29 protein-coding genes are annotated in these 24,439 nt (G+C 42.5%); 1 reads left to right on the forward strand and 28 read right to left on the reverse strand.

Annotation, left to right across the window (positions count from 1 at the left end; all coding sequences use genetic code 11):
• Positions 1-69 precede the first annotated feature (69 nt).
• The 19 genes from aroH to MKX38_RS11170 form a co-directional block, all read right to left on the reverse strand.
• Entirely contained in the window at positions 70-453 is a 384-nt protein-coding gene (gene aroH / locus MKX38_RS11080) for a chorismate mutase (RefSeq protein ID WP_004398675.1), read from the reverse strand.
• The gene (gene aroB, locus MKX38_RS11085; protein ID WP_076458060.1) at positions 450-1,538 is read right to left on the reverse strand and encodes a 3-dehydroquinate synthase; all 1,089 of its coding nucleotides are present in this window, start codon (positions 1,536-1,538) and stop codon (positions 450-452) included. Before aroB ends, aroH begins: the two co-directional genes overlap by 4 nt.
• On the reverse strand, positions 1,538-2,710 hold the full coding sequence (gene aroC, locus MKX38_RS11090; RefSeq protein WP_339187173.1) for a chorismate synthase: 1,173 nt from the start codon (positions 2,708-2,710) through the stop codon (positions 1,538-1,540). Before aroC ends, aroB begins: the two co-directional genes overlap by 1 nt.
• A 74-nt stretch (positions 2,711-2,784) precedes the next feature.
• Entirely contained in the window at positions 2,785-3,555 is a 771-nt protein-coding gene (cheR, locus tag MKX38_RS11095; protein WP_015251811.1) for a protein-glutamate O-methyltransferase CheR, read from the reverse strand.
• 236 nt (positions 3,556-3,791) lie between these two features.
• Positions 3,792-4,241, reverse strand: a complete 450-nt coding sequence (ndk, locus tag MKX38_RS11100) for a nucleoside-diphosphate kinase (protein WP_010886554.1) — start codon at positions 4,239-4,241, stop codon at positions 3,792-3,794.
• Positions 4,242-4,356: 115 nt separating this feature from the next.
• A complete protein-coding gene (hepT, locus tag MKX38_RS11105) occupies positions 4,357-5,319 on the reverse strand; it encodes a heptaprenyl diphosphate synthase component II (RefSeq protein WP_324271629.1) in 963 nt (320 codons plus the stop codon).
• A 25-nt stretch (positions 5,320-5,344) separates the two neighbouring features.
• On the reverse strand, positions 5,345-6,046 hold the full coding sequence (menG, locus tag MKX38_RS11110; protein WP_003230580.1) for a demethylmenaquinone methyltransferase: 702 nt from the start codon (positions 6,044-6,046) through the stop codon (positions 5,345-5,347).
• 6 nt (positions 6,047-6,052) lie between these two features.
• Positions 6,053-6,808, reverse strand: a complete 756-nt coding sequence (gene hepS, locus MKX38_RS11115) for a heptaprenyl diphosphate synthase component 1 (RefSeq protein ID WP_004398550.1) — start codon at positions 6,806-6,808, stop codon at positions 6,053-6,055.
• Positions 6,809-6,971: 163 nt separating this feature from the next.
• A complete protein-coding gene (gene mtrB, locus MKX38_RS11120; RefSeq protein ID WP_003230576.1) occupies positions 6,972-7,199 on the reverse strand; it encodes a trp RNA-binding attenuation protein MtrB in 228 nt (75 codons plus the stop codon).
• Positions 7,200-7,220: 21 nt separating this feature from the next.
• Complete coding sequence (gene folE, locus MKX38_RS11125; RefSeq protein WP_003225516.1) at positions 7,221-7,793, reverse strand: GTP cyclohydrolase I FolE; 573 nt, start codon at positions 7,791-7,793, stop codon at positions 7,221-7,223.
• Between the two features lie 187 nt (positions 7,794-7,980).
• Positions 7,981-8,259, reverse strand: a complete 279-nt coding sequence (gene hbs / locus MKX38_RS11130) for a non-specific DNA-binding protein Hbs (protein ID WP_003153447.1) — start codon at positions 8,257-8,259, stop codon at positions 7,981-7,983.
• 373 nt (positions 8,260-8,632) lie between these two features.
• The gene (gene spoIVA / locus MKX38_RS11135; protein WP_003230572.1) at positions 8,633-10,111 is read right to left on the reverse strand and encodes a stage IV sporulation protein A; all 1,479 of its coding nucleotides are present in this window, start codon (positions 10,109-10,111) and stop codon (positions 8,633-8,635) included.
• A 180-nt stretch (positions 10,112-10,291) separates the two neighbouring features.
• Entirely contained in the window at positions 10,292-11,026 is a 735-nt protein-coding gene (locus tag MKX38_RS11140) for a hypothetical protein (protein WP_339187176.1), read from the reverse strand.
• Positions 11,027-11,047: 21 nt separating this feature from the next.
• Positions 11,048-11,251, reverse strand: a complete 204-nt coding sequence (locus tag MKX38_RS11145; RefSeq protein ID WP_004399143.1) for a DUF2768 domain-containing protein — start codon at positions 11,249-11,251, stop codon at positions 11,048-11,050.
• 337 nt (positions 11,252-11,588) lie between these two features.
• Positions 11,589-12,626, reverse strand: a complete 1,038-nt coding sequence (locus MKX38_RS11150) for an NAD(P)H-dependent glycerol-3-phosphate dehydrogenase (protein ID WP_003230566.1) — start codon at positions 12,624-12,626, stop codon at positions 11,589-11,591.
• A 17-nt stretch (positions 12,627-12,643) separates the two neighbouring features.
• Complete coding sequence (engA, locus tag MKX38_RS11155; protein WP_003230565.1) at positions 12,644-13,954, reverse strand: ribosome-associated GTPase EngA; 1,311 nt, start codon at positions 13,952-13,954, stop codon at positions 12,644-12,646.
• Between the two features lie 153 nt (positions 13,955-14,107).
• Positions 14,108-14,302 carry a hypothetical protein gene (locus MKX38_RS11160; RefSeq protein WP_003230563.1) on the reverse strand — a complete coding sequence of 65 codons (195 nt, stop codon included), beginning with the start codon at positions 14,300-14,302 and terminating at the stop codon, positions 14,108-14,110.
• On the reverse strand, positions 14,299-15,192 hold the full coding sequence (locus tag MKX38_RS11165) for a YIEGIA family protein (protein WP_003230562.1): 894 nt from the start codon (positions 15,190-15,192) through the stop codon (positions 14,299-14,301). The genes MKX38_RS11160 and MKX38_RS11165 overlap by 4 nt, the downstream gene beginning before the upstream one ends.
• Positions 15,189-15,788, reverse strand: a complete 600-nt coding sequence (locus tag MKX38_RS11170) for a hypothetical protein (protein WP_003230560.1) — start codon at positions 15,786-15,788, stop codon at positions 15,189-15,191. Before MKX38_RS11170 ends, MKX38_RS11165 begins: the two co-directional genes overlap by 4 nt.
• Positions 15,789-15,865: 77 nt before the next feature.
• Here MKX38_RS11170 and MKX38_RS11175 point away from each other — a divergent pair, with 77 nt between their 5' ends.
• Positions 15,866-15,997, forward strand: coding sequence for a YpzI family protein (locus MKX38_RS11175; RefSeq protein ID WP_003225499.1), 132 nt, complete (start codon positions 15,866-15,868; stop codon positions 15,995-15,997).
• 42 nt (positions 15,998-16,039) lie between these two features.
• Here MKX38_RS11175 and fni read toward each other — a convergent pair whose 3' ends face one another.
• The 9 genes from fni to MKX38_RS11220 form a co-directional block, all read right to left on the reverse strand.
• On the reverse strand, positions 16,040-17,089 hold the full coding sequence (gene fni, locus MKX38_RS11180; protein WP_032722383.1) for a type 2 isopentenyl-diphosphate Delta-isomerase: 1,050 nt from the start codon (positions 17,087-17,089) through the stop codon (positions 16,040-16,042).
• Positions 17,090-17,101: 12 nt separating this feature from the next.
• The gene (rpsA, locus tag MKX38_RS11185) at positions 17,102-18,250 is read right to left on the reverse strand and encodes a 30S ribosomal protein S1 (RefSeq protein ID WP_003230556.1); all 1,149 of its coding nucleotides are present in this window, start codon (positions 18,248-18,250) and stop codon (positions 17,102-17,104) included.
• A gap of 232 nt (positions 18,251-18,482) precedes the next feature.
• Positions 18,483-19,157, reverse strand: a complete 675-nt coding sequence (gene cmk, locus MKX38_RS11190; protein WP_003230555.1) for a (d)CMP kinase — start codon at positions 19,155-19,157, stop codon at positions 18,483-18,485.
• Positions 19,158-19,235: 78 nt separating this feature from the next.
• Complete coding sequence (locus MKX38_RS11195) at positions 19,236-19,412, reverse strand: YpfB family protein (protein WP_003230553.1); 177 nt, start codon at positions 19,410-19,412, stop codon at positions 19,236-19,238.
• A 44-nt stretch (positions 19,413-19,456) separates the two neighbouring features.
• Entirely contained in the window at positions 19,457-20,110 is a 654-nt protein-coding gene (dgrA, locus tag MKX38_RS11200) for a cyclic di-GMP receptor DgrA (protein ID WP_003230551.1), read from the reverse strand.
• A 92-nt stretch (positions 20,111-20,202) separates the two neighbouring features.
• Complete coding sequence (gene ypeB, locus MKX38_RS11205; RefSeq protein WP_003230547.1) at positions 20,203-21,555, reverse strand: germination protein YpeB; 1,353 nt, start codon at positions 21,553-21,555, stop codon at positions 20,203-20,205.
• 34 nt (positions 21,556-21,589) lie between these two features.
• Positions 21,590-22,507, reverse strand: coding sequence for a spore cortex-lytic enzyme (sleB, locus tag MKX38_RS11210; RefSeq protein WP_004398523.1), 918 nt, complete (start codon positions 22,505-22,507; stop codon positions 21,590-21,592).
• 138 nt (positions 22,508-22,645) lie between these two features.
• A complete protein-coding gene (gene prsW / locus MKX38_RS11215) occupies positions 22,646-23,302 on the reverse strand; it encodes a glutamic-type intramembrane protease PrsW (RefSeq protein ID WP_014480144.1) in 657 nt (218 codons plus the stop codon).
• Positions 23,303-23,421: 119 nt separating this feature from the next.
• On the reverse strand, positions 23,422-24,396 hold the full coding sequence (locus tag MKX38_RS11220; protein ID WP_015714182.1) for a YpdA family putative bacillithiol disulfide reductase: 975 nt from the start codon (positions 24,394-24,396) through the stop codon (positions 23,422-23,424).
• Positions 24,397-24,439: the final 43 nt, after the last annotated feature.

Below are 24,439 nucleotides of genomic sequence, written 5' to 3' on the forward strand. Positions count from 1 at the left end.
TTCTCTAACTCAACTCATTCTAATTGCTTTATACACACTCTTGTGTATTTCTAAGCTGTTCTTATCGTATTACAATTCAGTATTTTTTGTCAATGATAAATCGGGCCTCAATACGACAGCTTTTTCTAAATATACATGTCTGATCTGATCCTGAGGGACATCTGTCTGGACCGTCATCATGACTCTTATGCACTTTTTCAGACCGCCTGTTACGTCCATTTCCTGCATACATGTTACCGGTACATACTGCCATCCTGAAAGCTCGCGAACAGCTTTTGCCGGGAAAACAGCGTGCAAATCAGGTGTAGCCGACAGAAGCATTTGAACAACATCTTCCGGTTTTGTATGATTTTCTTCTATGATTTTCTCTAACAGCTGTTTAGTTTTTTGTAAAATTTCTTCTTCAGTATCCCGTTCAACTGTAGTTGCTCCGCGAATTCCGCGAATCATCATGATGTCTCCTCCAATCGCCATTTGTTCAGCCAGCTCTCAAGTTCATTTCTGGAAAATGTATGATCAGCAACTTTCCCTAATTCGTTGAGCACAATAAACTGAATCTTCCCGCCACGGGTTTTCTTATCATTCATCATACGGTTCAAGAGAACCGAAGTTTCCGTCTCTTTTCTGATTTGACTTGGATAACCCAGGCTTTTTAGCCAGCTGACCAAACGTTTTCTGTCCATTTCACAGCCTACAGTCTTTTCGCTTATATATAAAGCAAACTGCATTCCGAGGGCTACGGCATCACCGTGAGTGATCTGCCCATATCCATATTCCGCCTCAACGGCATGGCCGAGCGTATGCCCAAAGTTTAAGTAAGCTCTTATCCCCTCTTCTTTTTCATCCTGCTGAACGACAGACGCTTTAATTGAAATGCCTTTAAAAATCATGTCATTCAGCTGATCATTAGTGATATCACGCAGTGAGTGGATATTCAGCAGCTCCTCCAGAAACGCTCTGTCATAGATAAAAGCGTGTTTAATCACTTCTGCCATTCCGGACCTAAGCTCTTTTTCAGGCAGAGAACGCAGGAAATCTGTATCATAGAGCACGGCTTTCGGCTGATAAAACGCACCGATTAGATTTTTTCCAAGCGGATGGTTCACGGCTACTTTTCCTCCGACTGCGCTGTCATGCGCCAAGAGCGTCGTAGGCATTTGGATGAAATCAATGCCGCGCATAAAAGTGGCAGCCACAAAACCGGCAAGATCCCCTACAACACCGCCACCGAATGCGATGATGCATGAGGAGCGATCCATATGAAAACGAATCGCTTCACTCTGCAATTTTGTGTACATGTCCATGGATTTTGCCTGCTCTCCACTCGGTACCGTCACTTTTTTCACAGGCCATTTTTCTTGCAGCAAATGGAGCATTTCATCACCATACAGGCGGTCCACTTCTTCATCCGTGACAAGCATAATCCTTGTTAAAGGCCTGTTTAAAGAGGTTAATAGTTCGCAAGCCTTTTTTCTGATACCTTGTCCGATAAAAACAGGATATGACGAGGAAGCAGTTTGAACATGCAGTGTCTTCATTAAAATTCCCTCGACAGTTTTCTCATATTCTCCACATTTTCTCTAATGCGGTCAATTTGATCTAATCCGAATTGTTCAACGACTGCGTTCGCAATTTCCCAAGCGACAGCCGCTTCAGCGACTACACTTGCCGCAGGAACAGCACAGCTGTCTGAACGTTCAATGCTGGCAGAAAACGGTTCTTTCGTTTCAATATCGACACTTTTCAGCGGTTTATACAAAGTCGGAATCGGCTTCATGACTCCGCGGACAACAATCGGCATCCCTGTCGTCATGCCGCCTTCCAGTCCGCCAAGTCTGTTAGTAGCACGGGTGTATCCTTTTTCCTCGTCCCAAATGATCTCGTCATGGACTTCGCTTCCATTTCGCCCTGCTGCCTCAAATCCGATGCCGAATTCCACACCTTTAAATGCGTTAATTGACAGAACAGCGGCAGCAAGCTTGCAATCCAGCTTGCGGTCATAATGGACATAGCTGCCCACGCCTACCGGCATTCCCTCGACAATGACTTCTACTATTCCACCGATGGAATCTCCGTTTGCCTTTGCTTCATCAATGGCAGCCATCATTTTTTTGCCTGCCTCTTCATCGTAGCATCTGACAGGAGACTCTTCCGTTACACGCTGCAAGTCTTCAATTGACGTATACTCTGTTTTTTCAGCTTTAACAGCGCCAATTTGCAACACGTGGCCCGCCACCTTAATGCCAAGCTCAGAAAGAATCTTTTTAGCTACAGCCCCTGCCGCCACTCTGACAGTTGTTTCCCTTGCTGAAGAACGCTCAAGCACATTTCTCATATCACGATGATTATATTTAATTGCACCGTTTAAGTCAGCGTGCCCAGGTCTCGGTCTGGAAATCTGGCGCTTCATTTCCTTTTCTTCATCTTCTGTAATCGGAGCGGCGCCCATGATTTTTGTCCAATGCTTCCAATCGTTATTTTCAACTACGAGAGCAATTGGCGAACCGAGTGTACGTGCATGGCGCACCCCGCTCATAATTTTGGCCTGGTCTTTTTCGATCTGCATGCGGCGGCCGCGGCCGTGTCCTTTTTGGCGTCTGGCAAGCTCAAAATTGATATCTTCCTCCGTTATGTAAAGCCCGGCAGGTACACCCTCAATAATGGTTGTCAATTGGGGGCCGTGTGATTCTCCGGCTGTTAAATATCTCATGACTTCTTCTCCCTTCATCGCATTAACGCTTTTAAGTAAGACTACTATAACATATTTTTCAGCAAAAAGTCAGTCTATCTTTTTTGATAAAAGAATGTATCGGCTGGGACTAGGCCAAATTTCTCGGGATTGAAGATTTGCTCGGTGCTGCCGACAAAAAGAACTCCATTCTTCTTCAAGCTATGTGCCATTTTTAAATACAGCTCTTCCTTCGCGCTTTCTGTAAAATAAATAAATACATTGCGGCACACGATTAAGTCAAAGTCTTGTTCATAACGATCCGCCAGCAAATTGTGCTTTTTGAATGTAATATTCTTTTTGATTTCCGTTTTCACTTCATAACTTCTATTTGCGTTTTGCGTAAAATAACGATCTTTCACAGATAGCGGCACTTCCTGTAAAGACCGCTCCTGATAAACGCCTTTTTTCGCTTTTTCCAATGCTTTTTCATCAATATCCGTCGCTAAAATCTGATAGCCCGGAAGACCTTTTTGCTGGTCCAAAAGCATGGCAAGCGTGTATGGCTCCTCCCCCGTTGAGCAGGCGGCACTCCAAATCTTTAAAGGCCTAGAGGTCTTGATTAACGGCAGAATTGCAGTCTCAAGAACTTCCCACCTTTTATAATTACGATAAAATTCTGAAACATTGATCGTCATTCTGTCCAATGTTTCATTTAAGAGAGCTTGATCCTCTTCCAATGCCGCCGCAAAGTCCTTAAAGCTTTGGAACCCCTTTTTCTCATAAAGTGACGTTAGCCTTCTCTTCATTTGTGCTTCTTTATATAGTGTCAAATCGACTCCGGTTAATTGTTTCCATTTCGTTGTAAATACGCTGTATGTATCCATCTCTACTCTCCCAGTCTCGCTGTCTTTTTGTCCTAGTATAGCTTGTTTTATCAGGAAATTGTATTGTTTCAATAAAAAAATCAGCTTTTCAGCTGATTTTAGATCGTTGGGAAAGGCAGAGGTCTGATGCACACTGCCATTCAACCCTTTATTCACTTTAATGTAAACCTTTACAAAACAGAACAAAAACCGGCGGCGTTATATGTTGCCGGCTCTGTTGCTTATTTTCACAATGATTAATAGATCCAGCCTGCCATAAGCTGCTGATATGATACTAATTCTTCATTCTTAAAGAAAATGTTAATCTCGCGTTCTGCACTTTCGAGAGAATCAGAGCCGTGGATGATGTTTTTTCCGACAAACATGCCATAATCCCCACGAATCGTACCAGGTAAAGCTTCTTTAGGGTTTGTCTTCCCGATCAGCTGTCTCGTCACTTCAATGACATTTTCGCCTTCCCACACCATTGCGAATACAGGTCCTGAAGTAATAAACTCAACGAGCTCTCCGAAGAAAGGCTTACCTTGATGTTCGGCGTAGTGTTTCTCAGCCATTTGTTCAGTCACTCTCATTAACTTGGCGCCAGCTAATTGTAAGCCCTTACGTTCGAATCTAGATAAAATGTCCCCAATGAGCTGACGTTGGACACCGTCTGGTTTCACCATGATAAAAGTCTTTTCCATCATATTCTCCACCCCATCATTATGTATGTATAGGCTTTCACACTGCACACCGAAATCGTAACATCTTTCTGATAATTAATCAATCCGGGGCGGAGAAATTTCTTAATATCTACAAAAATTAAAATTTTCTTTTACCGATATATTTTGCGATGGCTGCAAGAGACGAGCGTGCGCGCCCTCGAGGAAGCGTGTTTAATTTCTGAAAAGCTTTCTGCAGATACATTTCGCTTACTGCCATAGATGCTTCAATTGCATCTGTTTTTTTGATTTCTTCAATGATTGGTTCAAGCTGTTCCTGCGTTGTCTCACTGTTAATCAATTTAAGCTGTTTTTTTAATGCAGGATTTTTCAGGGCATACAGCACTGGCAATGTGACGTTTCCTTGAAGCAAATCTCCTCCAACGGGTTTACCCAGCTCTTCTTCAGTTGAAGTAAAATCAAGAATATCATCAATAATCTGATAAGACATGCCGACGTAATACCCAAACCAGTACAATGCCTTATGAATCTTCTCATCAGCTCCCGACGCAATAGCACCAAGCTGGCAGCTGACCGCGATCAAGAGAGCCGTTTTTCTTTTGATACGCCGGAGATACGTTCTGAGATTTTGTTCCATGTTGTATTTGTCTTTGATCTGCTCAATTTCTCCTAGACAAACTTCAACGATCGTCTGTGACAAAATCCTATGGGCTTTCGGTTCGTTAATTCTCGTCATCATTTCAAGAGATCCCGCAAGCATATAATCGCCTGTGTACATCGCAATACGATTGTCCCACTTTGCTTTGATTGTCGGTTTTCCTCGGCGAAGCTCCGCATCATCAATGACATCATCATGAACCAAAGATGCCATGTGAATCATTTCCAGAGTGACGGCGACATATTTAATCTTATTAATATCGTAATCGCCAAACATGCCGGAAAGCAGCACGAAAACAGGCCTAATACGTTTCCCTCCGGCCTGCAGCAGGTGAAGACCTGCCTCGCTTAAAAGCGGGTAATCGGAACGTACGGTTTGTTCAAGTTCTCTTTCGATTACATCAATATCGTCATTTAAAAAAGAGTAGGCCATTTTAAATTTCATATCATTCACCCAAACATCTGTGTTTTCATTTCCATCCGATATGCGTGGCAGCGACTCCGCCAGTAAACGAATGATATTTAACATTTTTCAGGCCCGCCTCTTCAAACAGGCCTGCCAGTTCCTTCATTCCAGGGAAATCTCTGGCTGATTCTTGAAGCCAAGAATATTCTTTATAGCTCTTCGCAAACAGTTTCCCGAAAAACGGCATAATATACTTAAAGTACATAAAGTAAGCCTGTCTGAATCCGAACATTTCCGGCTGGGACGTTTCCAGACATACCACCTGCCCGCCCGGCTTCACTACACGTCTCATCTCTTTCAGTACAGTCAAGTAATCAGGGACATTGCGGAGTCCGAAGCCAATGGTGACATAATCAAATGTATCATCATCAAAAGGAAGCTCCATCGCATTTCCGTGCAGCAGTTCAATTTGGCTGAATCCGCCGTCTTTTACTTTCTGCTCGCCGACACTCAGCATATTTTCACTGAAATCCAAGCCCTTGATCTCGCCGCTTTTGCCGGCCGCTTTTGCAAGAGCGATCGTCCAGTCAGCCGTTCCGCAGCAGACATCAAGTGCTTTTGCGCCTTCTTTTACATTCATGATGCGCATCGTTTTGTCGCGCCATTTTTTATGCTGCTGAAAACTGATGACAGAGTTCATTTGGTCATAGTTTTTATATATTTTTTCAAATACTCCGTGTACGCGCTGTTCTTTTGAGTCCTGCATAATGGTTTACCCTTCTTCCACTTTCTGATGATAGGTTTGATCTTGGCTGATTGTCTTCAGACGGTTTATTAAAATGTTCTGAATAGGTGAATTTAGAGGCAGAAGTGACTCAATGCTGTTTTTCGCTTTTTTAAAACAATCTTCTAATATCTCTTCTTTTGTTTTTCCCAGCTGTATAAAACTGCCGATCACATCCAGAAATGCATCATTTCCGTTCATAAGCCGCTTAAATACAAAAAAATCACTCGACAGCTTTTTCCAGCGCGGAAGGTTGAAGTGTTCCGCCACACGATGGAATAAAGCTGATTCAACGATGCCGACACTTTCGAAAAAATCGTTTTCGTCCTTGAAAGAACGGTCATACAGACGAATTTTATGTTCGTTGATTTCTTTAATGGCTGTAGCAAGCGTCCGAATCATGTAGATATCCTTCATTTCAGATAGTAAAGAGTAGTACAGCCCGCTGAAATAATCGCCCGCGAGAACAGTCAATTGGCGGTTTTTGTTTTCGTCTCGTTTTATGACTCTAGCTGTCGTCACTTCATCATGGGTATCAAGGGCGCTTTGTACAAGCATCGCTGTTACAATATAATTTTCTCTGTCGTTGTTTTTTATGTCGGCTTCTTCAAATAAAGCATGAAAAAGAAGAAGCTTATCCTCATCAATTTTCGGCGCAGAAATATGCTTCGCTAAATAAGGATGAGACAGCTTTTGTTTTAATTTCGTGTTCAGATTGGCTAAAGTTCCGTAGATGTCTTGCAAAAATATCACCCTTGTCCCCAAATTCACATTTATTTCTTAATCTATGTATGAGTTTTATCTTTTCATTCGCTTACGCAGGTATCATTATAGCATAAAAAAAAGAAATTGGCTGTATCCTCCCGCTGTTTGCGAGCATTTGCTTTTAACAGCGGGGACAGCCAGCTTATTTTTTTTCGCTTTTCATTTCTCCGTACGCGGTTTGAATCAGTGCCTCTCCTCTGACTTTAATGGCAGAAGTATGCTCTGTAAACTGAGCGATGATCACTTCTCCCTTGTCGAGTTTTTCGGAATGGTGAAACTTTGTGTCTGTTCCTCTTGTCAGGCCGATCACATTCACTCCGTCCTCAACGGCTTTAATGACGACAAAATCACTTGAATGCTTTTGGTTCATTTATAGCACCCTCTATCTTTATTAGTCCTGGCGTTTAATATGTTCCAATACTTCTGCACGGGCAGCGGCATCATCTTTAAAAACACCTCTGACTGCTGAAGTCACAGTTTTCGCACCCGGTTTTCTTACACCGCGCATCGTCATGCACATGTGTTCCGCTTCAACCACTACCATTACGCCATGCGGATCAAGCGTTTCTACGATGCTTTCTGCAATTGTAGAAGTGATGCGTTCCTGAAGCTGCGGGCGCTTTGCAACGGCTTCAACGGCACGTGCCAGTTTGCTGAGCCCTGTGACCTTTCCGCCTCGCGGGATATATGCAACATGTGCTTTTCCATAAAAGGGAACAAGGTGATGCTCACACATAGAATGAAATGCGATATCTTTTACAAGAACAAGCTCCTCATGGTTTTCACCGAAGATAGTCTGGAAATGTTCTTTTGGATCTTCATTCAAGCCGGAGAATACTTCGGCATACATCTTTGCGACTCTTTTCGGAGTATCAAGAAGCCCTTCTCTATTCGGGTCTTCTCCGATCGCTTCTAAAATTTGACGAACAGCTTGTTCGATTTGCTCTTTATTAACTTCTTTCATGTTCTATGTCCTCCACCAATGAATACATTTAATTTCGATTCTAGCACATATGCCCCGCTAAAAGCAAAGTGAATGCCCTGTCAGGAAGCCCATGCTCTTGAAATATGAAAAGCCCCTTAGAAAGGGGCTTTTCTGTGAAGAAATAAAGTGTATGTAAGCTAGATGCATACACGATCTATATTCACAATTATTTTCCGGCAACTGCGTCTTTAAGCGCTTTACCTGGTTTGAAAGCAGGTACTTTGCTTGCTGGAATTTCGATTTCTTCACCTGTTTGAGGGTTGCGCCCTTTACGTGCAGAACGTTCACGCACCTCGAAGTTACCAAAACCGATCAGTTGGATTTTATCACCGTTTTTAAGTGCATCTAAGATCGTATCAAAAACAGAGTCAACTGCTTTTGTAGCGTCTTTTTTAGACAATTCGCTTGCTTCTGCAACCGCATTGATAAGTTCTGTTTTGTTCATGCCTTTCACCTCCTCCCAAAAGGATACATTCAGTTCGTTTATTATCATTTCTTCACAGTTCAGTCTGATTCTAAACCTGTCTCAGAAAAAAATGAGAGCAAGTAAGAGAAAGACAATTAAACGGCTTTTTAAGAAAAACTGCACTCTGAGGAATGTTTGTCCAACAAAGTGAAGAATTTCTGTATGTAGAGTAACACATATAAAAAGCCATATCAAGCATTTTAAAGCGTCAATCCCTTGCTCGTCAAGGATTTAAGGTGATTTACCGAACGAATATTCCTTTTTTTCCTTTTTTCATCCTATTCCTTGATCCTTTTCCATTATTAAGAGCAAAGAAAAAAGACCTCCCATTCTATAAAGAGGTCTACCGGTATTACAGGATGATGGCGATTAAGCCGCCAGAGCCTTCGTTTATGATTCTTTCTAATGTTTCTTTTAATTTATACCGTGCGTTTTCAGGCATCAATGACAGCTTTGCCTGAATCCCTTCTCTCACAATTGAGCTCAGCGACCTTCCGAAGATATCGGAATTCCAGATGGAGAGCGGATCATCCTCAAAGTCCTGCATTAAATAGCGTACAAGCTCTTCACTTTGTTTTTCCGTTCCGATAATCGGAGCGAATTCGCTTTCGACATCTACTTTGATCATATGGATCGACGGAGCGACAGCTTTCAGCCTCACACCGAATCGCGAGCCCTGCCTTATAATTTCCGGCTCATCGAGACTCATATCAGCTAAAGCAGGCGCTGCAATGCCGTATCCCGTCTGTTTGACCATTTTTAAGGCATCAGACACTTGATCATATTCTGTTTTCGCATGGGCGAAGTCTTGCATGAGCTCAAGCAGATGGTCTCTTCCTCTGATTTCGACGCCCACAACTTCTTTTAGGATTTGATCATATAGATGATCAGGCGCGTACAAATCAATTTCTGCCACCCCTTGGCCCAGCTCAATTCCGGCTAATCCGGCACTTTCAATGAATTCAAACTCGCTGAATTGGCCGACAACCCTGTCTACGTCCCGGAGCCGTTTAATATCCTTAACCGTTTCCTTCACGGACTCCTGATAGCTTTCACGCAGCCAATGGTTTTCTTTCAGCACCATTACCCAGCTTGGGAGATTGACATTCACTTCTAGCACCGGAAACTCGTAGAGGGCCTCTCTGAGCACACTCAGCACATCTGATTCCCGCATGCTCTCTACACTCATTGCCAATACCGGGATATCATATTTTTCGCTTAAATCCTGGCGCATGGCTTCCGTTTCCGGGTGATACGGCCTGACTGAGTTGATGACCATAATAAAAGGTTTGCCAACCTCTTTCAGCTCTTCAATGACTCTTTCTTCAGCCTCTATATAGTCACTTCTGGCGATATCTCCAATGGTGCCGTCTGTCGTAATGACAACTCCGATGGTCGAGTGTTCTTGAATGACTTTTCGAGTGCCGATTTCAGCAGCCTCATGAAATGGGATCGGTTCTTCGTACCAAGGCGTATTGATCATCCGCGGCCCGTTTTCATCTTCGTATCCTTTAGCGCCGGGCACTGTGTAACCTACACAATCTACTAATCTTATATTCACATCGAGTCCGTCTGACACATGAACAGACATCGCCTGATTCGGAACAAATTTAGGCTCTGTAGTCATAATGGTTTTGCCGGCTGCGCTCTGCGGCAGTTCATCCTGCGCTCGGGCCCGGTCTGCTTCGTTACTGATATTCGGGAGCACCACAAGCTCCATAAATTTTTTAATGAACGTGGATTTTCCTGTACGGACAGCACCTACGACTCCTAAGTATATATCGCCTCCTGTTCGTTCAGCGATATCCTTGAAAATATCGACCTTTTCCAAGTGATCCCCTCCCGGACTTCCTATCCTTTTCAATTTTATTAAGCTCTTTCAATCAAACACAGGACACTATATGTGTATGACGTTGTCCTATTTGAATATGACATCTTTAGAAAATTTCTCATCCTCAATCTATTAATATAAAAAAACCTTTCTCCCTATTTGTATGCAAGGGAGAAAGGTTCATTCCATTTTCATATCATTTTCTAAAAAAACAGGTTCCTGTTTGTCATTTACCGTATATTTTACAGAAAACACGGGGACAAAGGGGGTTTCATGCCAAATCATATCCTGGATTTCAGTCCCGGGTTTAAACGTTTTTTTGCTTTTTTTGAGGCAAGAAGCCAGCTCAGTCCGGTAATCGGCATATATTTCTCCGTCTCCGTCAATCATAAGCGGCAAGGAATTCCCTGAGATTGGGCTTGTCACTGTAAGAGAGCTGCCATCCCCAAGCTTCTTCTCATCGAGTGTAAATAAATCACGAGATAGCACATCCTTGTAAGGCGGATATTGATGCTCCTGACGATACATTTGGATGCGCAATTTCACATCGCGAATTTTTTCTGCCATCTTTAGATCAATTAATTTAACAGTCGGATCGTTCTCTACGTCAACAAGCACGTATTGATAGTCTCCCCCGCTTTCAAATGCCGTACTTGGAGGTTCAGCTATGTATCTTGGCGCTAACCGGTTAAAGTCTATCGGATATTTTTGATATAGCGGTGTCGACATATCTTTGGTTTGAATAGGAAGCAGCCCTCCATTTGCCTTTTGAAATTCATCAACAGCAGATTGAACCTGCTTTAGCTGGTCTTGATAAGGAATGGCATGCACACTGCTTTTCCGTTCATTTGGATATAAACATCCGGATAAAAACACGACTGCCGCAAAAATGATTGCGCACTTCAGTTTACCCATACAGCACTTCCTTTTACAGCTTTATTCATTGACAGGGCCGCTAAAAACCACGACAAACACAATAATTCCAGATATGAGCATACACATGTATGCGAATGATGAAATCGCAATCTTCAAAAAACGGTTTTGGCACTTAAAGCGGCTTAAATAGATGGAAGCTACAGCCAGAAACATCAGACCCATGGACCCTAGAGCAAACCACATTTTCATCAATGCCAGATTCAATGACGTGCGCCTCCCCGATATGTAAGATGTAAGCGTTATATTATATTTTAATATACAGCGCCGGAAAAGATCAACCAGATTTTCCATCCATTGATAGAACAAAAAAACTGAAGCAAAGAGGGGGACCTTCGCTTCAGTCAACTTGACTATATTCACCTGCACGTTTAAGAAACACTCTCTTGGACTTCGATGCTATAGTATGCGACTTGGCATACAGATGCATCCTCTATTGCCTAAATCGGCAAAATGTTTCAGGAGATCCCAAGACTTGGGTGTTCTTCTGTTTTTCGGGCTTTCGTTCAATTAAGATATGCGATTCACCATTTGATTGACACTTTTACTTCACTTGATTTTCAAACGTATTTACCAAATCCTCCATCTCGTGGGTTTTCCCTCTCGCCATTAAAGATTCAACAGCGGTTTCCACTTTTTGTCCGTTGAATAGGACCTGATGGAGAGCTTCTGTAATCGGCATTTTAACATCATATTTCTTCGAAAGCTGATAAGCCGCTTTCGTCGTGCGGACGCCTTCGACTACCATTCCCATCTCTTCAAGAACATCTTCAAGCTTGTACCCTTTTCCGAGCAAATTGCCCGCACGCCAGTTTCTGGAATGAACACTTGTGCACGTCACAATCAGATCGCCTACTCCTGTCAATCCAGAGAACGTCAAGGGATTTCCGCCCATTTTCGTTCCGAGTCTCGCGATTTCGGCAAGTCCGCGTGTAATCAAAGCAGCTTTGGCATTGTCACCGTACCCTAAACCATCTGTAATTCCTGCAGCAAGGGCAATAATATTTTTTAAAGCCCCTCCGATTTCAACTCCGATAATGTCAGGATTTGTGTACACCCGAAAATTGTGATTAATAAATAGATCCTGCACCTCTTCTGCTGCCCTCATGCTCTTTGAAGATGCAGTAACAGTTGTGGGGTGCCGCAGCCCTACTTCTTCCGCATGACTCGGGCCGGAAAGGACAACGATATCTTTTCTGACATCACTCGGGAGCTCAATTTCCATAATTTCAGAAATGCGCAGAAGTGAATCTGGCTCAATACCCTTGCTGACATGAACAAAGACTGCCTTTTTCGTTATAAAAGGGACAGCCTGTCTCAGCACTTCCCGAATTGCTTTTGTCGGGACCGCAACGATAATGACATCTGCGTCTGAAACAGCCTCTTTCATATCTGTTGTTCCTTTAATGGATGTAGACAGCTTAACATTCGGCAAATAATCTTTGTTTTCATGCAACTCATTAATTTGATGAATTAAATCTGCACGGTGAGCCCACACACACACTTCATTTCCATTATCAGTTAGAACTAAAGCCAGTGCTGTTCCCCAACTCCCCGCTCCAAGCATTGTGACTTTTTTCATGTTTGATTCACACCTTTTTATTTTCTAGCTCTTGCAAATATTTTGATTGGTGTCCCCTCAAAACCGAACGCGTCTCTGATTCGGTTTTCTAAAAACCGTTCGTATGAAAAATGCATCAATTCCGGATCGTTTACAAACACAACGAAGCTTGGCGGCTTTACCGACACTTGAGTCGCATAGTAAATTTTCAAACGAGAACCGTTATGAGTCGGTGTCGGATTCATTGCCACAGCGTCCATGATGACATCATTTAAGACGTTTGTTTGAACTCGAAGTGAATGATTTTCACTAGCTTTGATAATCGCAGGCATCAGAGTATGGATCCGTTTTTTCGTTAAGGCAGACATAAATAGGATTGGCGCATAATCCAGAAATTGAAAATGATCGCGAATATTTTCTTCAAATTCTTTCATCGTGCTCTCATCTTTGTCAACAGCATCCCATTTGTTTACGACGATGACGACGGCCTTGCCCGCTTCGTGTGCATAACCGGCGATACGCTTGTCCTGTTCAATAATGCCTTCTTCGCCATCCAGCACAACCGCCACGACTTCTGAGCGGTCAATCGCTTTTAGCGCCCGCAGTACACTATACTTCTCAGTCGTTTCATAGACTTTCCCTTTTTTTCGCATACCTGCAGTATCGACAATGACAAACTCCTGCTGGTTGTAAGTAAATGACGTATCAACAGCATCTCTTGTCGTTCCAGCCACGTTGCTGACAATAACGCGTTCTTCGCCGAGCATCGCATTCACAAGTGAAGACTTTCCGACATTTGGACGTCCGATCAGACAGAATTGAATAACTTCTTCATTGTATTTCGTTTCAGGAATGTTTTTAAAATGCTCTGCAACGGCATCCAGTAAATCACCCAGTCCGAGTCCGTGTGTTCCCGAAATTGGATACGGCTCGCCAAAGCCTAGCGAATAAAAATCATAAATATTCGCTCTCATTTCTGTGTTATCCAGTTTATTAACCGCTAAAACAACAGGCTTTTTTGTGCGGTACAAAATTTTCGCCACTTCTTCATCAGCAGCTGTCACGCCTTCACGGCCGTTCACCATAAAAATAATCACGTCCGCTTCATCCATGGCGATTTCAGCTTGCTGGCGAATCTGCGCTAAAAACGGCTCATCACCGATATCAATACCGCCCGTATCAATCAAATTAAAATCATAATTCAGCCATTCAGCCGAGCTGTATATCCGATCCCTTGTCACGCCAGGGGTATCTTCTACTATTGAAATTCTTTCTCCCGCAATCCGGTTAAAGATTGTGGATTTTCCTACATTTGGTCTCCCGACAATGGCTACGACAGGTTTACCCATAGTACCCTTCCTTTCAATCCAGCCGCTTTCATTTTTACATAAATTTTCAACCGGTTATTAAAATCATTTCATTCACTTTTATGAAAAGAAACCCTTCAGAGGAAGGGCTTAACTCATTTATTATATCAGTTTTTACTGGGATCACAACTATTCTTAAAAATGTTTCACGATCAAATACACGTCATCTCCGATTCTGTGAGCTATTCCATCAAGGATCGCCTCAAGATTTTTAGCGAAAAGCTCCATCTCCTTTTGGTCATTGCAAAAAAAGACAGGTGCTCCCCCTGCAACCCGATTTCGATTTGTCGTGATTACAGACAAAATCACTTTCGTAAGAGATTCACTCATCCTATCACCTTATCCTGATTCTTGATAAATTCAGTCGGCATTCTAATCGCATTTTCCAGGGTTGGAACATTGCTAATAATTTGAACAGCCGTTTCGGGATGGTGAATTTGCGGGAGAACAAATACTGCCACTCTCCCATCATTTAAATCCCGTTTTGCAATTGGTGTCAAAGATGGCTCTCCTGAATCCCGATAAACCCCGAGCACATTGGAAACATCAAATAAAATGGCCTGACGCTGCCCTAAATTTGCTATCGTCGCTGCTGAATTAAAGTTTTTCGGCGTCAAAATAAAGCCCATGCCATGCTTTAAAATCAGTTCCTGTTTCTCTGGAAGCCCGATATTCATCATATAAATATTATCAACAAACAGTCCCGGACCGTCAAAGCGCGGCTTTATGTACTCGATATCTACAATATCCTTCAACACACTGCCCGACATAAACTTCATGGCCAGTAAAAAACAAACGACAGCCGCTATGACTGCAGCCCAGATGGATAAAAACACATACGCAGAGGTTGTCAAAAGCGCTGTAAAGATCACAATATAATTTCTGCTTTCAAACGCAATGGCAATCCCCTCAATATATGTGCTTCCCCTTGAGACAAGTTCATACGAATCCATTTGCGTCAATGTGTTCCGCTCCATGTTTCGGACATCTCTAAATTGCGTCGCTGCCAATGTTAAAAATGTGATGGCCGTAAATTCCTCCTGCAAAAGCGCCGGCATAATAATTGCACCTAAACCAGCCGCTATCAACCCCAGTGCGATGTGAATCACTTTCCCATGAACATAGGTCGGATACTGGCGGTAATCCGTTTTCAGCATATAAAGCCTTGTCGCAATTCCGGCAATGACCCCAGCAATAATCGGATAGATGTAATCACTCATGACATTTTGGTAGCTCCTTTGTTTGATCTTTTGCTTTTCTGACCAATCTGGCTTGCGAGGTGTTCGTATTTAGATATGCCAAACAGCAATATCATCCCCGCAGAACACGCATTCAGCCATTGAAAGCCGCCGACAGCCATAGCCCCGGCCAACTTCTGGATCACAAATGAATACACCAGTTCGCCTTGGCACATCCCTAGGACAAATAAGACAAGCTGCTTCTCAAAATTCCTTTCAACAGAAGCTGTTAAAAGCACTATTAATATAACAGCAGCCCACTCAGGTTTTATGATGAACCAAACCGGGTCATATAATGCAAAAAGATAAACAAACGCATACGCGGCAACAAGCGTCAGATAGACCATGATGTAACGAAAACGATACATTCCCAAATACCCGGCATAGACACATCCGCAAACGAAAAACATCAAATATGCAGCATTCAGGGAAAAATATAAAGCGATGTCATGTATGCTTAGAATAATATTAGTTAAAATAAAGACAGAGACGGCAATTCGTCTTTTCGTCTTTTCAAAAATAAATGTTGTCAGAACCCACAGAAACCACATTGACCAATAGTAATAAAATTGTTCCATTTTACTTCCTCCATATTCCCAGTATGGAGTTCAAGCACATTTTTTAAACAATCGATCTCACATTAAGGAGTATGATCATGGGAAAAGACAGACAAGAGAAAAAACTCAAAGCTTCAGGCAGAGTCGAATCAGATCGCGACCAGTCCATTCACTATGACGGAGCGACAAGCCTTGAACAAAACGGAAGATTCAAAAAGCGAAAATCATAATACAAAAAGCCCAAACCACATATGGTTTTGGGCTTTTATCATTTATCGCACACTATAGCTTGATGTATTGACCCCTCTCTCTGTGAGCCAATGATGGGTTTCACCTTTGATCACAAGGGGCGCCTTTTGTAAATCGGCAATTGTTCTGGCACCCAGCACGGTCATAATCAACTTTAATTCCTCAAGGATCAGCTGAATCTCCTCAAGCAGTCCTTCCTCACCGCTGTCAGTCAGCGCTTTTAAAAAATGCCCTGCCATTCCGGTGCAAGAGGCCCCCAGCGCAATTGCCTTTGCCACGTCAAGCGCATCTTGCAGACCGCCAGAGGCGATCATGGTGCTTGCAGGAAACTCAGAGCGGATTTCCGCCAAACTTGCAGCTGTCGAAATGCCCCACGAATTAAAAAAGGAGATTTGCCGCTGTCTTCGGAGATTTTCGATTTTCGAGAAATTTGTTCCCCCGTAACCGCCAATGTCAACAGCTGCAGCACCAGCTTCATACAGCTTTCCTGCTGATGCTTTGCTCATACCGAAGCCGACTTCTTTCACAATGACCGGTACACTGACCCGGCTGCAAATTTGTTCAATGCGTTTCAATGCGCCGCTAAAGCTTCTGTCCCCTTCAGGCATCACAATTTCCTGAATCACATTGAGGTGGATCTGCAGTGCGTTTGCTCCAATCATCTCAACGGCTTCCTTTGCCTGAGCAGCCGTTGCCTCGCTTCCCAGGTTGGCAAAAATCAGCCCGTTTGGGTTTTCCTTTCGAACAATTTCATAGGAAAGACGCTCTGATGGATCTTTTAATGCTGACATTTGCGATCCCACAGCAAGGGGAATTCCAGCCTGAGAAGCCGCTCGCGCAAGCGATTTATTAATCTCATATGTAAGTTTTCCGCCGCCGCCAGTCATTGCATTGATAAAAATCGGCGAACTGCTTGAAAGTTCGCCGATTTTTGTGGAAATATCTACTTGTTCTAATGCAAGATCGGGCAGACTGACGTGAACAAACGTAATATCATCAAGACCTGTTTCCCGCTTCTGGCCGGTGGACAAGGCATGATTGATGTGTTGTCTTTTTCGTTCTGCTCGAGTCACGTTTATCACCAATTATTTTAGTTTATTCAGCTTATCTCCGATCAGATCTCCAAGCTGGAAGCCAGTGCTTGTTTCTTCCTTCGCTTGATATTGACGGTAATCTTCCTGGTCAGCTTTAGGCGTTTCTTCAAGTTCACGCATGCTTAATGAAATGCGCTCCTCATTTTCATTCACATCAAGAACCTTCACTTTTACAGTCTGTCCTTCTTCAAGGACTTCATGCGGCGTGCCGATGTGTTTATTGGAAATTTGAGAAATATGAACGAGACCTTCAACACCTGGAAGGATTTCAACAAAGGCACCGAAGCTTACAAGACGCTGTACAGTTCCTTCAAGCACATCGCCAGGCTTCACTTTTTCGCCGATTTGGTTCCAAGGTCCAGGCAGTGTATCTTTGATCGATAAAGAAATACGTTCATTATCACGGTCAACCGATAACACTTTCACTTTTACTTCTTGTCCCTCTTCAACAACGTCAGACGGCTTCTCTACATGAGAGTGGGAAAGCTGTGAAATGTGTACAAGTCCGTCGATGCCGCCAATATCAACAAACGCGCCAAAGTCAGTCAGGCGCTGTACTTTGCCATCAAGTACACTTCCAACTTCAAGAGACTGAAGAAGTTCTTGTTTTTTATTCGCTTGTTCACTTTCAACAACAGCACGGTGTGAAAGGATCACGCGGTTTTTATCACGGTCAAGCTCTACAACGAGCAGTGACAGTGTTTTTCCTTTATAGTCAGTGAAGTCTTCAACGAAATGTGCTTCAACAAGTGATGCCGGAATAAAACCGCGAACGCCGATATCAACGACAAGGCCGCCTTTCACGACATCTTTCACTTCAGCTTCAAACACTTCTTTTGTTTCAAATTTTTTCTCAAGGTCTTCCCAAGCGCGGTCTGCATCAACAGCACGTTTAGATAAAATCAAAGCATCGTCTTCCACTTTTGTTACTTTCAGGTCAAGCTCGTCGTCTACTTTAACAACATCCGATGCTTTCTCTACATGAAGACTTGATAATTCACTGATTGGAATAATACCGGATTGTTTGACATTGATAATTTCTACATCTACATGTTTGTCTTCTACCTTTGTCACAATCCCTTTAACTACATCTCCAACCTCTGGCACTTGAACATCAATTTGATTCATTTCCTCTGTCATTTGAATAACCTCCTTGGTCCAAACCTACACAGCTTAATTAAAACGGTTTGAAAGCTGAACATATAACATGCCCGCTTTTAGCCGAATATGTATTAAAGAATCATCCAAAAAAGTTTTTTGAATGATCAATAAAAAGTTTTATTAGTATTAACTTCTAATAAAAGGACAGGTTTGTCAAGCAATAACATTCTATCTTCGTTGAAAAATTCAAAAAAAGTGGCATTTGCCATCCTCAGCGGGACTTTTGCTCCACAGCCTCGAGGATTTTATCAGCTACCTCTTGAATGGAAAGCGATGTCGTGTCGATTTCAAGAGCGTCTTCTGCTTTACGCAGCGGAGATACTTCGCGCTCTGAATCAAGCTTGTCTCTTCTTGCAATTTCCTCAATTAATGTTTCGTAGTTGACATCAAAGCCTTTTTTCACATTTTCTTCATAACGGCGTTTCGCTCTCTCTTCCACAGATGCCAAAAGAAAGATTTTTACTTCTGCATTTGGCAGCACATGCGTCCCGATGTCACGACCATCCATGACGACGCCGCCTTTTTCCCCAAGCTGCTGCTGGCGTTTCACCATTTCTTCTCTGACACTTCTGTGCTTGGCCGCAATTGAAACTTGGTTGCTGATTTCATCTGTTCTGATCGCCTCAGTTACATCGGTGCCGTTTACAAACACTTTTTGTCCATCTTTTGTTGTAATCAGCTCAATGTCTGTCCGCTTTAGCAGCTCAGCCAGTTTTTCTTCATCTGTCAGATCAACGTTTTCCTGTAAAGCCGCGTACGTAATCGCCCGATACATCGCTCCTGTATCAATATATATGTACGATTTTTTCTCAGCCACAATTTTGGCAACGGTGCTTTTCCCCGCAGCTGCCGGGCCGTCGATTGCAATCGATAATTTCTTTTCCATAATTCCTCTCCTTGCTCTTTTCTCCTCTAAGGATTGTATCACGAACTTTATGAAAAAGGGTGAAAAATTGATGAATAATTAATGTTTGAAGGTTTCAATCCTATTGTTTTCCTCCATTTTATCCACCCCTTCATATTGAATCACTTTTGATACGTATGGTTCAATATGCTGATAGTGAAAAAGAAATTGGACACCAAGTAAAATGATGGCCTGAATGAACAATAATTTGATCAGCAGCCGTTCAAATGTTTTCATTGGAGCACCTCCATTACAAATAGTATGGAAGTGTTTGCCGATGTTTATTCCATTCGGGCCTTTCTTCTCTTATTTAACTGGCGCCTGATGCAGTATTGAAGCAAAGCCTGCTGGTCACCTGCTGCAATTTCTGAATACTCTAAAGTCATTTTTCGTTTTTCTGACTTGGGGTCATTAAAGATTCGTCTGACAACTGCTTCTGTTTCTATTTGACGTGTGTGCTCCTCTTCAGGAAGACGGATGATCAGGCGCAATGATTCCCCCGATTGAAAAGAAAGGCCATCAGCTAAAACCACGGCGATGCCGCCTGCACTGATGTTATAGGATAGTGTGCGGATCTCTTCTTCATTTCCCGGCTGAATTTGCACATCTAATACCGCATCAGTTCTTACATATTGGCGGCGCTGGATTCTTTTCATTTTTTCACGGGGAGGCATTTCAAGACAGATCATTTGAAGTTTGTCCTTCACTTTACCTTTTATACGGCTTATAAAGCGATAAGGAACTTCGTCTTTTCCCACAAACTCTACCGTTACTTCCATATCGTTATGTAAAATCACAGTTCGCCCTGTAACTACATCAACAGGATACGCGATCAAAAGTTCATTGTTTTCGATGCTGACCGCCTTGCTTTTTGCCTTTTTCAATTCATTTTCTTCTATATATTCTAAAAGTACATTTTCTCCAATCTCTATCATTGACTTCACTCTTTCGCATTCAATATACTCACGTTTTTATTAAAGCACGTAATGAAAAAAAGGAAAAGACATTTAGTCCTTTCCTCCTGTTTTTATAGGTCTTTATATATAGGTTCTGCATTTTTTAGTTTTTCAACCTTTTCTTCCGATCCGTCTTTGGCATTGATATACATTCTGAATGTGTCATTTTCAATTGTCCCAAGCATTTCGTAGCATAACACTTCTTGACCTAGTTCATTTGTAATCAAAGCGAGCCTTGTTTCTCTCACTTGTACATTTTTATTTAATTTAGACTTTGCCTCTGCTTCAGTAATTGCAGGCTTAGGTATGGTTCTTTTTCTGTGAGATGTGAGGAAGTCTCTTGCTGAAAAGCCGACAACCTCACCGTCATCCAAGGCCACTTTCATACGAATTGCCTCGGGGTACATCCGGACTTTATTTTCAACAGGAACATATGAAAATACACCGATTTTATCATATTGGGCACTTTCATCAATTTCCAAATCATCTGTTTCAAATCCGTTTTTCTTTAAAAATGCAAGCGCTCGGTTCGATCCGTCATTTAAACTGATTTTCTGATCTTTCACTTCTCTGTTTTGGATCAAGTATACCGGATGCCCGCCCTTCTTCGTAATATCCATATAAATCACTGCTTTATGGTCTGGGTCTTTCATGCTGATGCTATATACATCGCGATTTGTTTTTTTTCCGCTCTTTACCACTTTAATTGAATAATTGTCATCTGGGGCAAAGCGCTCAGCAATTTGTTTTGCTTCCTGTTCGGAAATTTGTTTTCCCTTCAGATGGCTGAAGCCTTTCTCTTCTTTTTTCGTACTGGTGAAACTCGGGCCAAGATCAGTGCCAGTGGAGAATGCACCAACATTTTTTTCGACTGTTTTAAAGCTGTTGATAATCGTATTATCACTTTGTTTTTCGTCAGAAGCCAGAGCCATTTCTACGTCCATCCAGCGAAGGTTTTTGCTCATGACAAGGTGCTGAACATGACGCAATTCATTTTGTATATCTTCGGACTGCTGATATAGCTTATTTAGTGATGTATACTCGTTTTTATCAAGCGGCTTTTGGTCCAAATCTCTGACTGACGTTTTATAGCTGAAATCGCCGATCTTTGATAATAGCTCTTCAGTTTTATTAAACGGCATTAATGTAAGCGGCAGCTGACTGACGCTGTTATGAGCTTCTGATGTAATCCTCCACACATCGATCAATGCAGGCGACAGTGATTTTTGGCTGTTCATGGCAAGTGTTGTTCCGATTTTATCATGAAGCTGATCCACCTGATAGGTAAGCTCATGAAACGCCCGCTGATAGTTATTTTCAGCATGAAGAAGAACTGCGTCTTTTTCCTGGTGTTCTTTGTATCCCCAGTAGCCTGTACCGACTATTGCAATACCAAGCACGGCGATTAAAATTCCTCTGATCATTTATCACACCTCTTTTTATGCTTTCTCATATCTGCTACTCACAGAAAATGTGTTTACCGATTCTTTTAATCTGCGGACGCCCCCAAATCCACGGACTTGTAGCCGTATCCGGATTAAAGTAGTAAAGTGCTTCCTCTGATGGGTCCCAGCCATTGATGGCATCCAGCACTGCTTCTCGTGCCGTTTCATTCGGCTGCATGTAAATTTGTCCGTCGGCTACTGCTGTGAAGGCAAGCGGCTCAAAAATAACCCCCGCTACTGAATTTGGAAATAACGGGCTGTTCAAACGGTTTAAAATGACTGCTGCAATAGCAACCTGCCCCTCGTACGGCTCGCCCCGGGCTTCGCCATAAACCGCTTGAGCAAGCAGCCTGATATCGTTGTTGGAAAATCCACCAGGCATGTTCGCTGCTACCGCATCCTGTTTTCTTGCTTTTGCTGGTGTATTGTTTTGCTGTTTATTCGCATTCGCTTTAGGCTTCTGCGTTGTTTTTTCCGCAGGCTGTTTCTGCCGTGCTTCTGCTTGTTGTCTTGCCTTTTGTGTTGCTGCTTTTGATGGTTTCGTCTGATACTTTAGCGGAATTTTTCCGTAATGCGTGAATGTATTCCCTTTATTGAGCTGTTCCATGACATATTCACGATAGTATTTTGATTTACATATTAAGGTTTGCTTTGTTTTAGCTCCTACAAGGCCGTCAACCTCTTTTAACCCGAATTGATCCTGAAAATTTCGAACTGCCCAGTACGTCCCCCATCCATAAACCCCGTCAATTTTTCCGTTATAATATCCGTTGTATTGAAGACGCGCCTGAAGCTCGACCACATCATCCCCTGTTGCCCCTCTTTGAATGACCTGATTCGAAAAGGCAGAGATCGTTTCAGTATTAATAAACGTCGTTATTGTAAAGGAAAAAAGGATGAGACATGCCATAATCGATCCTTTGGACTTCATCTTTTCAAGCCTCCTACTGCAAATTTTTAAGTGTAATCGTATTTTCTGTAACGAGGTTATTTTTATACACTCTTTCCTTGTTATCCCTCAGAACATAAAAACTGCACACAAAAAAGCCGCACGGTTGCTGTGCGGCTTCTATACTTGCATCATATTAACGGAACGGGCTTTTTTCGCTTTACGCAAACCAAACCACCATAAAAATACCATAAATGGAAGCATATAATAAATCCAATTGCTAAGCGCTGTTAGGATAAAATCATATGATCCATGCAAAAGGGATGGGACAACTAGAGAAAGAGTAAGCCACTTTACACGCGCCTTATCAGCGGAAAAACGGGCTTTTCCAAGGTAAAATCCCATTATAACGCCAATCAAGGCATGGCATGAAACAGGCAGCAGCGCCCTGACAAACGCATGCTCCACGCCGTGGCCAATTAAATAAAGAATATTTTCGAGGGTTGCAAAACCGAGTGATACACTTGTACCGTACACAATCCCGTCATAATGCTCATCAAAGTGGGCGTGCGGGTAGACACTGATCATCAGTATAAACCATTTTAATGATTCCTCCAAAAACCCCGAAGATAAAAAAGAAACGAAAAAGCTTCCGCCTCCTACATTCTCTTTTTCAAGTACATACTGGATAAACATGATGGGAAATACAAGAACAACCCCGAGAAAAAACGACCGTAGCACCATATGTACAGGTTCATTATCATACTGATCTTTTAAATAAAAATAACTTAATAACGCGATGCCGGGGGCAATTCCTGCAGAGATGATTGCAAACATCAGGCAACCTCTTTCCTTTATATTCCTACGTCTATCCTACCATGTTGTTTAAAATTTTACATCTGTCTGCACTTAAAAAAACAAAAAGAGCATACGAATGCATCATATGCTCCTCATCTTTAATGGTTTTCTCTTTTGGCGATTTCCGCTGCGATATGCCCCCCGTGAAACCTGCCGTTTTCAATAAATATTTCATTTGCATTATTTCCCGCAGCAATAACCCCGGCAATAAAGACACCTTCAACGTTCGTTTCCATCGTTTCTTCGTTGAAATATGGACGCCCTGTTTCTTTATCAATTTCAACACCAATTTTTTCAAGAAATTGATGATCGGGATGATAGCCTGTCATGGCAAATACAAAATCATTTTTAATGGTAATGAGTTCTTTCTCTCCGGAGCGAAACACAACTTCATCCTCGGTGATTTTTTCGACACAAGCGCCAAATTCCATACGGATTGTACCGTTTCTGACGAGGGCTTCAAATTCTGGCAGAATCCACGGCTTAATGCTTGGAGAATACTCATTGCCCCTATATAAAACTGTGACACGCGCCCCAGATTTCACGAGTTCAAGGGCGGCGTCCACGCTTGAATTTTTCCCGCCGATGACAACAACATCTTTATCAAAATACGGGTGGCCTTCTTTAAAATAATGAAATACTTTCGGCAAATCCTCACCGGGTACGCCCATATAGTTTGGATGATCATAATAGCCTGTGGCGATGATACAATATGGCGTCGTGTAGGTCTCTTTTGACGTCTCAATAACGAATGTGTTATTTTGCGTTTTCGTCACTTTACGCACCATTTCAAACGCATTAACACGGATGTTTTTCCGTTTGACGACTTCACGGTAATACGATAAAGCCTGAATTCTGACAGGCTTCCTGTTCTCTGTAATAAATGCCACATCTCCGATTTCGAGCTTTTCACTTGAGCTGAAAAAGGTTTGATGCGTCGGATAATTGTAAATACTGTTAACGACATTGCCTTTTTCGATGACGAGGGCATCAATGCCAATTTGTTTTAGGTGAATGGCAGCAGATAGTCCACAAGGTCCTCCGCCTATAATAATTGCTTTTTCTTGAATCATTTCTGTCAACTCCTGCGATTGGCATTTCACTTCATATTTTCTA

Origin of the sequence: Bacillus sp. FSL M8-0025 (assembly GCF_037975475.1) — a bacterium.
Lineage (GTDB): Bacteria > Bacillota > Bacilli > Bacillales > Bacillaceae > Bacillus > Bacillus subtilis.